General features: G+C 67.6%; 7 protein-coding genes. 5 read left to right on the top strand and 2 right to left on the bottom strand.

The window, feature by feature from the left end:
* Window positions 1–111: 111 nt before the first annotated feature.
* Window positions 112–600 (top strand): bacterioferritin, encoded by a 489-nt coding sequence (gene bfr, locus ACOZHM_RS16325; protein WP_421570363.1) that lies wholly within the window; start codon window positions 112–114, stop codon window positions 598–600.
* Window positions 601–713: 113 nt separating this feature from the next.
* Here the strand turns inward: bfr and parC are convergent, their stop codons facing one another.
* Window positions 714–2,957 carry a DNA topoisomerase IV subunit A gene (gene parC, locus ACOZHM_RS16330; protein ID WP_421570364.1) on the bottom strand — a complete coding sequence of 748 codons (2,244 nt, stop codon included), beginning with the start codon at window positions 2,955–2,957 and terminating at the stop codon, window positions 714–716.
* A gap of 58 nt (window positions 2,958–3,015) precedes the next feature.
* A complete protein-coding gene (locus tag ACOZHM_RS16335; RefSeq protein ID WP_421570365.1) occupies window positions 3,016–3,888 on the bottom strand; it encodes an AraC family transcriptional regulator in 873 nt (290 codons plus the stop codon).
* 142 nt (window positions 3,889–4,030) lie between these two features.
* Here ACOZHM_RS16335 and ACOZHM_RS16340 point away from each other — a divergent pair, with 142 nt between their 5' ends.
* The 4 genes from ACOZHM_RS16340 to ACOZHM_RS16355 are packed head-to-tail and all read left to right on the top strand — an operon-like array spanning window position 4,031 to window position 8,750.
* Window positions 4,031–4,474: a MarR family winged helix-turn-helix transcriptional regulator gene (locus ACOZHM_RS16340; protein ID WP_421570366.1), complete on the top strand. Its 444-nt coding sequence runs from the start codon at window positions 4,031–4,033 to the stop codon at window positions 4,472–4,474.
* A complete protein-coding gene (locus ACOZHM_RS16345) occupies window positions 4,471–5,964 on the top strand; it encodes an efflux transporter outer membrane subunit (RefSeq protein WP_421570367.1) in 1,494 nt (497 codons plus the stop codon). The genes ACOZHM_RS16340 and ACOZHM_RS16345 overlap by 4 nt, the downstream gene beginning before the upstream one ends.
* 10 nt (window positions 5,965–5,974) lie before the next feature.
* Complete coding sequence (gene emrA / locus ACOZHM_RS16350) at window positions 5,975–7,156, top strand: multidrug efflux MFS transporter periplasmic adaptor subunit EmrA (RefSeq protein WP_421570368.1); 1,182 nt, start codon at window positions 5,975–5,977, stop codon at window positions 7,154–7,156.
* Window positions 7,157–7,163: 7 nt separating this feature from the next.
* A complete protein-coding gene (locus ACOZHM_RS16355) occupies window positions 7,164–8,750 on the top strand; it encodes a DHA2 family efflux MFS transporter permease subunit (protein WP_421570369.1) in 1,587 nt (528 codons plus the stop codon).
* Window positions 8,751–9,377: the final 627 nt, after the last annotated feature.

Raw genomic sequence — 9,377 nt, forward strand, 5'->3', positions numbered from 1 at the left:
CGCGCCGCTCACCGGACCCCAGCTGCGCCTGCGCATGCAACTGATTCCGATTAGATCACGGCGATCCGGGATAGGGCACCATGGCGTCCATCGATTCACAGGAGCTCCCCCATGAAAGGCCATCCCGACGTCATTGACTGCCTGAAGGAACTGCTGCGCGGCGAACTGGCTGCGCGCGACCAGTACTTCATCCACTCGCGCCGCTACGAGGACCAGGGTCTGTTCGCGCTGTACGAGCGCCTCAACCACGAGATGGCCGAGGAGACCGAACACGCCGACGCGCTGCTGCGCCGCATCCTGTTCCTGGGCGGCAACCCGGACATGCGCCCGCACGGCTTCGAGCCGGGCGTGACCGTGGAAGAGATGCTGCAGAAGGACCTGGAAACCGAATACAGCGTGCGCAACAACCTGGCGGCCGGCATGAAGCTGTGCGAACAGCACCAGGATTACGTGAGCCGCGACATGCTGCTGGTCCAGCTCAAGGACACCGAAGAAGACCATGCCTGGTGGCTGGAGCAGCAGCTGGGCCTGATCAAGCGCATCGGCGTGGCGCTGTACCAGACCAGCAAGATGGAAGCGAAGGGCGCGTCAGCGCACTGAGCGGGTAGCGCCGGCCGTTGGCCGGCCCATGCAATTCGTCCGCCAGCCAGCATTCGCCAGCCAGCGACGAACAAAAAAACCGGGGAAACCCCGGTTTTTTTGTGCGCGATGCATCACTCCACCGACAACCCCTCCACCTTCTGCCACCCACGCGGCAGCAGGTGGCCACGCGTGGCGCGCGTACCGACGTAGGCGTCCAGGTCCTTGAACGACAGGTTCATGGTGCGTGCGCCGCTGCGGACCAGCAGCGTGTTGCCCGGGGCCACCGCGACCACCGCGACCACCCGCTCGGTGGCGAGCTTGGCCTTGGGGATGTCGATGATCTTGTTGCCCTTGCCCTTGTCCAGTTCCGGCAGCTCGTTGGCCGGGATGGCCAGCAGGTTGCCCGAGCTGGTCACGGCCACGATGCGGTCGGTGTCCGGGTTGGCGACCACGGCCGGGGTCAGCACCTTCGAGCCGGAGGTCAGGTTGAGCATCGCCTTGCCGGCCTTGTTGCGCCCGGTCAGGTTCTCGAAGCGGGTCACGAAGCCGTAGCCATGCGTGGACGCCAGCACGAAGCGGGTGTTGTTCTCGCCGCTGGCCAGGGTCATGAAGGCGCTGCCCGGTGCGGGCGAGAAACGGCCGGTGAGCGGCTCGCCGTTGCCGCGCGCCGAGGGCAGGGTGTGGATCAGCGTGGAGTACGCGCGGCCCTCGGTGTCCAGGAACGCTACCTGCTGGGTGCTGCGCGCACGCACCGAACCGAGCAGGGCGTCGCCGTCGCGGTAGGACAGCGTGGACGGGTCCATGTCGTGGCCCTTGGCCGCACGGATCCAGCCCTTCTCCGACAGCACCACCGTCATCGGCTCGCTGGGCACCAGCTCGGTTTCGTCGATGGCCTGGGCCGCACCACGCTGCACCAGCGGCGAACGGCGTGCATCGCCGAACTTCTTCGCATCGGCCACCAGCTCGTCGCGGATCAGCTTGCGCAGCTTGGTCTTGCTGTCCAGGATCGACTGGATCTTGTCGCGCTCCTTGGCCAGCTCGTCCTGCTCGCCGCGGATCTTCATTTCTTCCAGGCGGGCCAGCTGCTTCAGCTTGGTTTCCAGGATGTAGTCGGCCTGGTCGTCGCTCAGCCCGAAGCGCGCGATCAAGGCCGCCTTGGGTTCGTCCTCGGTGCGGATGATGTGGATCACTTCATCCAGGTTGAGGAAGGCCACCAGCAGGCCTTCCAACAGGTGCAGGCGACGCTCGACCTTTTCCAGGCGGTGGGTCAGGCGACGGGTCACGGTGGTGCCACGGAACTGCAGCCACTCGGCGAGCAGCATCTTCAGGTTCTTCACCTGCGGACGCCCGTCCAGCCCGATCACATTGAGGTTGACCCGGTAGCTGCGCTCCAGGTCGGTGGTGGCGAACAGGTGGCCCATCAGCTGTTCGGCATCCACGCGGTTCGAGCGCGGAACCAGCACCACGCGCACCGGGTTGGCGTGGTCGGATTCGTCGCGGATGTCTTCCAGCCACGGCAGCTTCTTGGCACGCATCTGCGCGGCGATCTGCTCGATCACCTTGGACGGCGAGACCTGGAAGGGCAGCGCGTTGATCACGATGTTGGTGCCGTCCTTGAAGAACGTCGACCGCGCACGCACGCTGCCGTAGCCGGTCTCGTACATGGTGCGCAGGTCGGCGGCCGGCGTGATGATCTCCGCCGCGCTCGGGTAATCCGGGCCCTTCACGTGCTCCAGCAGGTCGCCGATGCTGGCGTCGGGATCATCCAGCAGGTGCAGCAGCGCGCTGACGATCTCGTTGAGGTTGTGCGGCGGTACGTCGGTGGCCATGCCCACCGCGATGCCGGTGGTGCCGTTGAGCAGCAGGTGCGGCAGCCGCGCCGGCATCCAGGTCGGCTCCTCCAGGGTGCCGTCGAAGTTCGGCGTCCAGTCGGTGGTGCCCTGGTTGATTTCGCCCAGCAGCACTTCGGCGATCGGGGTGAGCTTGGATTCGGTGTAACGCATCGCCGCGAACGACTTGGGATCGTCGGTCGAACCGAAGTTGCCCTGGCCTTCGATCAGCGGATAGCGGTAGGAGAACGGCTGGGCCATCAGCACCAGCGCCTCGTAGCACGCGCTGTCGCCGTGCGGATGGTACTTACCGATGACGTCGCCGACGGTACGCGCGGACTTCTTCGGCTTGGCGGCGGCGTTCAGCCCCAGCTCGCTCATCGCGTAGATGATGCGGCGCTGCACCGGCTTGAGGCCATCGCCCAGGAACGGCAGCGCCCGGTCGAGCACCACGTACATCGAATAGTCCAGGTACGCCCGTTCGGCGTATTCGCGCAGGGGCAGCTGTTCAAAGCCGTGGAAGGCGGGGCGGGCAAGATCGGTCATGCGGCATTGTTACCTGTGGCAAGGGACGGCGACGGCTGTCGCCCTCGCAGGCGGTCGATTATCCGGATGCGGCCGGGGATGCCAAGCCGCGTGTTGTGGGCAGGGGGTGGTTGCCGCGTGCCAGGTAGCGCCCGGGCGGGCTGCCGAAGTGGCGGCGGAACACGGTGACGAAGGCGCTGGGGCTGCTGAAACCCAGTTCGTGCGCGATCGCCGAGACGCTGGCGCCGTCGGACAGGCGGCGCAGCCCTTCGGCCAACCGGGCCTGCTGGCGCCATTGCGCGAAGCTCAGGGTGGTCTCGTCGCGGAAGTGGCGGGTCAGGGTGCGCGGCGACAGCCCCGCCCACTGCGCCCATTGCTCCAGGCTGCGGTCGTCGGCCGGGTCGGCGATCAGCTGCGAGGCGATCCGCAGCAGGCGGCGGTCGCGCGGCATGGGCAGGTGGGTGCGCTGGCGCGGCGCGTGGCGCAGTTCATCCAGCAGCACCTCCATGATGTGCTGCTGGGTCGCCGTGGCGGTGCCCGCCGGCGCCCAGGTGGTGACCCGCAGCGCCAACGCCTGCAGCAGGTCGGAGATGCCCACCACGCAGGGCTCGGCGGGCAGGTCGTGGGCCAGGGCCGGGGCGATGACCACCCCCCAGCCGCGCAACGGCCCGCGGATGTCAACCGTATGGGGCTCGCCCGGTGGCATCCAGCCGGCACAGCCCGGCGGCATCGACCAGGTGCCGTGCCGGGTGCGCACCGTGAGCAGGCCGGCCTCCACGCAGATCAGCTGGGCGCGCAGATGCGCGTGCCAGTCCACTTCGCGGTCCAGCCCGCGCGGGCTGTCCACCCGGAAGCCGAGCACGCCCAGCCCATCCTCGCGCTCGAACCAATCCAGCACGTCGGTGCGGATCTGGATGGCGGGATCGTCCGTTGGCCTGAAAGTGTTATCCATTGTCCATATTGTAATACCGGGCCAGCCGGGGCGGCCATTAAGGTAGCGGCCTCCCATCGTTCCGTTTGCTGCAACACAGCATTTTGTTCCATTTTGAATATTTCTATTGAGAAATATATTTTTTGGAAGAGAATGTCCTCCCATGATCTGTCCTGATGCCAATCCCCCCAGCTTCGGCCTGCTGCTGCGCCAGGTGCGCGACGGCCTGGTGCGCCAGCTCGACACGTCGATGGCCGAGGAAAACCTCGGCATCGGCTTCACCCACTACCTGGGCCTGAAGGTGCTCGCAGCCCGTGCCCCGTGCACCGCCAACGAGCTGGCCCAGGCCCTGGACCAGGTGCCCAGCGCGGTGACCCGCCTGCTGGACAAGCTGGAAGCGCTGGACTGCGTACGCCGTGAACCGCATGCGCAGGACCGTCGGGCGCTGCAGATCGTACTGACCGACCAGGGCCGCCAGTTGTGGGCCCGGCTGAAGCTGCGCGGCGACCAGACCATGGACGACGCCATGCGCGACCTGTCCGCGGACGAGCGCGCGCTCCTGCTTTCCCTCATGACCCGTGTACGTGACTCCCTCAATACGCCATGACTCCTACAACTGAACGCACCTCATCGCTGCGCCCGCTGCGGCCGGTGCTGCTGTCCGTGCTGGCGCTGGCGCTGGCCGCCTGTGCCAGCACCGGCGGCCTGCAACCCAAGGGCCAGCTGGTCGACGCCGACAGCCTGCAGACCCAGCGCACCCTGGCCGGCCACAGCCTCAGCCCGGCCGCGTTCCCGGCCACCGACTGGTGGCGGGCGCTGAACGACCCGCAGCTGGACGCGCTGATCGCCGAAGGGCTGCAGCGCAACCCGGGCCTGGACGCGGCCGATGCGCGCCTGCGCCAGGCCCGTGCCCAGATCGGCACCGCGCATGCCGACCGCCTGCCCAGCGTGTCCGCTTCCGGTGGCTACACCGGCGTGCGCCTGCCCGAATCGATGGTCGGCGACGAGATCGGCGGCAGCTATGCCGGCAGTGGCCAGGCCTATCTGAGCGTCAGTTACGGCGTTGACCTGTGGGGCGGCAAGCGCGCCGCCTGGGAAGCGGCCGTGGACAGCGGCCATGCCGCCGCCGTGGACGCGCAGGCCGCGCGCCTGAACCTGTCGGCCGGTATCGCCGAGGCGTACGCGCAGCTTGGCTATGCCTGGCAGCTGCATGACGTTGCCAGCGAAGAACTGGACCGTTCGCAGAAGACGCTGACCCTGACCCGCCAGCGTCGCGCGGCGGGCATCGACAGCGACCTGCAGACGCGCCAGGCCGAGGCCCGCATTCCGGCCGCGCAGCAGCAACTGCAGGCCGCGCAGCAGCAGATCGACGAGGCCCGCACCGCGCTGGCCGCGCTGGTCGGCCAGGGCCCGGACCGGGGCCTGCAGATCGAACGCCCGCAGCCGCTCAACCCGCTCGCACTGCAGCTGCCGGGCGTGCTGCCCAGCGAACTGCTCGGCCGTCGCCCGGACATCGTGGCGGCACGCTGGCGCGTGGAAGCGGCCGGTCGCGAGATCGACGCGGCCAAGGCCAAGTTCTATCCCAGCCTCAACCTCACCGCACTCGGCGGCGTAGTGGCCAGTGAAGTGGACCAGCTGCTCAAGAGCGGCTCGACGTTCGCCTTCATCGGCCCGGCGCTGAGCCTGCCGATCTTCGACGGTGGCCGCCTGCGCGCCAACCTGGACAAGACCGACGCGCAGTACGACCTGGCCGTGGCCGACTACAACCAGTCGGTGGTCACCGCGCTGCGCGAGGTGGCCGACCAGGTCAACGCGGTGCGTTCGCTGGCCGACCAGGCCGCCTCGCAGGCGCAGGCGGTGAGCACCGCACGCGCCGCGCACGACCTGGCGCAGCAGCGCTACAAGGCCGGCATCGGCAGCTACCTGGACGTGCTCAGCGTGGAAGCGCAGCTGCTGCAGTCGCAGCAGCAGCTGGCCTCGCTGCAGTCGCGGCAGATCCTTGTTTCGGTTCGGCTGAGCCAGGCGCTGGGCGGGGGCTTCACCCCGTCCGGCGACACCGCCCCGCTCGCCACCGCCCCCGAATCCACGCATTCCTGAGATACCTCCCATGAGCCAGACTTCCGCTCCCGCTGCCGCACCGGCAGCTCCCTCCCGTCGCGGCAAGCTGCTGCGCGGCCTGCTGGCCGTCGTGGTGCTGCTGCTCGCCGCCGCGGCGCTGTGGTACTTCATGTTCGGCCGCTGGTTCGAAGAAACCGACGATGCCTACGTGCAGGGCAACCAGGTGCAGATCACCCCGCTGATCACCGGCACCGTGGTGGCGATCAACGCCGATGACGGCATGCGCGTGGAGCGCGGCCAGCTGCTGGTGCAGCTGGACCCGGCCGACACCGAGGTGGCACTGCAGCAGGCCCGCGCCAACCTGGCCCGCACTGTGCGCCAGACCCGCGGTCTGTATCGCAGCGTGGAAGGCGCGCAGGCCGAACTGAGCGCCCGCCAGGTCACCCTCAACCGCGTCCGCGAAGACTTTGCCCGTCGCAAGGGGCTGGCCGCCACCGGCGCCATCTCCGACGAAGAGCTGGCGCATGCCCGCAATGAACTGGCGGCGGCCGAGGCGGCCGTGGCCGGTTCGCGCGAGACGTTCGAGCGCAGCAATGCGCTGGTCGACGACACCGTGATCGCTACCCAGCCGGACGTGGAAGCCGCCGCCGCGCAGCTGCGCCAGGCCTACCTCAACAACGCCCGCGCCGGCATCGTCGCGCCGGTCAGCGGCTACGTGGCCCGTCGCTCGGTGCAGGTCGGCCAGCGCGTGCAGCCGGGTACCGCGCTGATGGCGGTGGTGCCGACCGAGCAGATGTGGGTGGAAGCCAACTTCAAGGAAACCCAGCTGCGCCACATGCGCCTGGGCCAGGAAGTGGAACTGCGTTCGGACCTGTACGGTGGTGACGTGAAGTACAAGGGCCGCATCGACAGCCTGGGCCTGGGCACGGGTTCGGCGTTCTCGCTGCTGCCGGCGCAGAACGCCAGCGGCAACTGGATCAAGATCGTGCAGCGCGTGCCGGTGCGCATCGCCATCGACGCCAAGCAGCTGGCCGATAATCCGCTGCGCATCGGCCTGTCGATGAAGGCCGAAGTGAGCCTGCGCGACCAGAAGGGCACCGTGCTGCCGACCGCCGCGGCCAAGGGCCAGGTGTTCGACACCGACGTGTATGCCAAGCAGCTGCACAGCGCCGACGAGGTGATCCACGAGATCATCCAGAACAACCTGCCGCGCTCGGCAAAGGCCAGCTGAGGTCACCATGTCCGCACAAGCTCCCGCCGCGCCCGGTACTCCGGGTGCGCCGTCGGCGCCGGGTGCGACCGGCGCGTTCCGGCCGGCCAATGTCGCGCTCTGCACGGCTGGCCTGGCCATGGCCTCGTTCATGCAGGTGCTCGACACCACCATCGCCAACGTCTCGCTGCCGACGATCGCCGGCAACCTCGGCGCCAGTTCGCAGCAGGCGACGTGGGTCATCACGTCGTTCGCGGTCAGCACGGCGATCGCGCTGCCGCTGACGGGTTGGTTGAGCCGTCGCTTCGGCGAAACCAAGCTGTTCATCTGGGCGACGCTGTCGTTCGTGATGGCCTCGCTGCTGTGCGGCCTGGCGCAGAGCATGGGCATGCTGGTGGTGTCGCGCGCGCTGCAGGGTTTCGTGGCCGGCCCGATGTACCCGATCACGCAGTCGCTGCTGGTCTCGATCTATCCCCGCGAAAAACGCGGGCAGGCGCTGGCGCTGCTGGCGATGATCACGGTGGTGGCACCGATCTGCGGCCCGATCCTGGGCGGTTGGATCACGGACAATTACAGTTGGGAATGGATCTTCCTGATCAATGTGCCACTGGGCATTTTCGCGGCGCTGGTGGTCGGCAATCAGTTGAAGGGCCGGCCGGAGCACATTGAAAAGCCGAAGATGGATTACGTGGGCCTGATCACGCTGATCATCGGCGTGGGCGCGCTGCAGCTGGTGCTGGACCTGGGCAACGACGAGGACTGGTTCAGTTCGCCCACGATCGTGGTGCTGGCGTGCGTGTCGGTGGTGGCCCTGGCGGTGTTCCTGATCTGGGAGCTGACGGACAAGGACCCGATCGTGGACCTGCGCCTGTTCCGCCACCGCAATTTCCGCGCCGGCACGCTGGCGATGGTGGTGGCGTACGCGGCGTTCTTCAGCGTATCGCTGCTGATTCCGCAGTGGCTGCAGCGTGACATGGGCTATACGGCGATCTGGGCGGGCCTGGCAACGGCACCCATCGGCATTCTGCCGGTGATCATGACGCCGTTCGTGGGCAAGTACGCCTCGCGCTTCGATATGCGCTGGATCGCGTCGTTCGCGTTCGTGTTCCTGTCGTTCACGAGCTTCCTGCGGTCGGGTTTCAATCTGCAGGTGGACTTCGCCCATGTGGCGGGGGTGCAGCTGATCATGGGTATCGGCGTGGCGTTGTTCTTCATGCCGGTGCTGCAGATCCTGCTCTCGGACCTGGACGGCCGCGAGATCGCGGCAGGCTCCGGCCTGGCCACGTTCCTGCGCACGCTGGGCGGCAGTTTCGCGGCGTCTCTGACGACGTGGCTGTGGGCCCGCCGCACGCAGGAACACCACGCGCACCTGACCGAAAGCATTTCCGGCTACACGCCGGGCATGCAGGAGAAGGTGGCGGCGATGGGGCAGGGCGACCTGCAACATGGCGCGGCGGCGTTGAACAACATGATCAACCACCAGGCATCGCAGATGGGCTTCAACGACATCTTCTTCCTGCTGGGCTGGATCTTCCTGGCCATCATCGCCTTCCTGTGGCTGGCCAAGCCGCCGTTCGGCGCCGGTGCCGGCGCAGCCTCCGCCGGCGGGCATTGATGCACACGCTGACCTGATGAAACGAAAAACCCCGCTGAAAGGCGGGGTTTTTTTTGGTGCCGTGTGCTGGATGCGGCGAAGGGCAAACACCGCAGATGGGGCGCACATTGCAAACACTGCGTAGCGCCGGGCTCTGCCCGGCTTCATGCATTTGGGCGAACAGCTGGTGGTCACCGGTTTCCGTGATTTGGCGGGACGGTGCGGGTTTGCGGGGGACGCCGTAAACCCATCCATGGGGGCTCAGTCGCCGCATCCATGCGGCTCATGCCCCCGCAAACCCACCCCGACCCGCCTTTGACAGTGACCGGTGGCCAAGGGAAAAGCGGGGCAACTGCACGCGCCATCGACCGCGCGCACTGTTGCTCTCTCGCTCTGTCGCTCTATTGGTATGGTTGGTCGCAAGACAACTGCCGTGAACCCATCAACGCCCGGTAACGCATTGAACCTGGCGAAACGAGGCGCCGGCCAACGGCCGGCGCTACCGCTTTTTCCATGGCAACGACACACTGTCAAAGGCGGGTCGGGGCCGGTTTGCGGGGGCATGAGCCGCATGGGTCGGGCGCATGCGCCCGACGGGTTGGGCAGGAGCCCAACCCCGGTCTTGCCGTGTGCGCAGGACAGCGCACA

This window comes from Stenotrophomonas sp. PD6 (assembly GCF_049199305.1).
In the GTDB taxonomy this organism is placed as follows: domain Bacteria; phylum Pseudomonadota; class Gammaproteobacteria; order Xanthomonadales; family Xanthomonadaceae; genus Stenotrophomonas.

Bases quoted from the DNA above. Each gene is read 5' to 3' on its own strand.
- bfr (WP_421570363.1), top strand. From the start codon at position 112: ATGAAAGGCCATCCCGACGTCATTGACTGCCTGAAGGAACTGCTGCGC.
- parC (WP_421570364.1), bottom strand. From the start codon at position 2,957: ATGACCGATCTTGCCCGCCCCGCCTTCCACGGCTTTGAACAGCTGCCC.
- ACOZHM_RS16335 (WP_421570365.1), bottom strand. From the start codon at position 3,888: ATGGATAACACTTTCAGGCCAACGGACGATCCCGCCATCCAGATCCGC.
- ACOZHM_RS16340 (WP_421570366.1), top strand. From the start codon at position 4,031: ATGATCTGTCCTGATGCCAATCCCCCCAGCTTCGGCCTGCTGCTGCGC.
- ACOZHM_RS16345 (WP_421570367.1), top strand. From the start codon at position 4,471: ATGACTCCTACAACTGAACGCACCTCATCGCTGCGCCCGCTGCGGCCG.
- emrA (WP_421570368.1), top strand. From the start codon at position 5,975: ATGAGCCAGACTTCCGCTCCCGCTGCCGCACCGGCAGCTCCCTCCCGT.
- ACOZHM_RS16355 (WP_421570369.1), top strand. From the start codon at position 7,164: ATGTCCGCACAAGCTCCCGCCGCGCCCGGTACTCCGGGTGCGCCGTCG.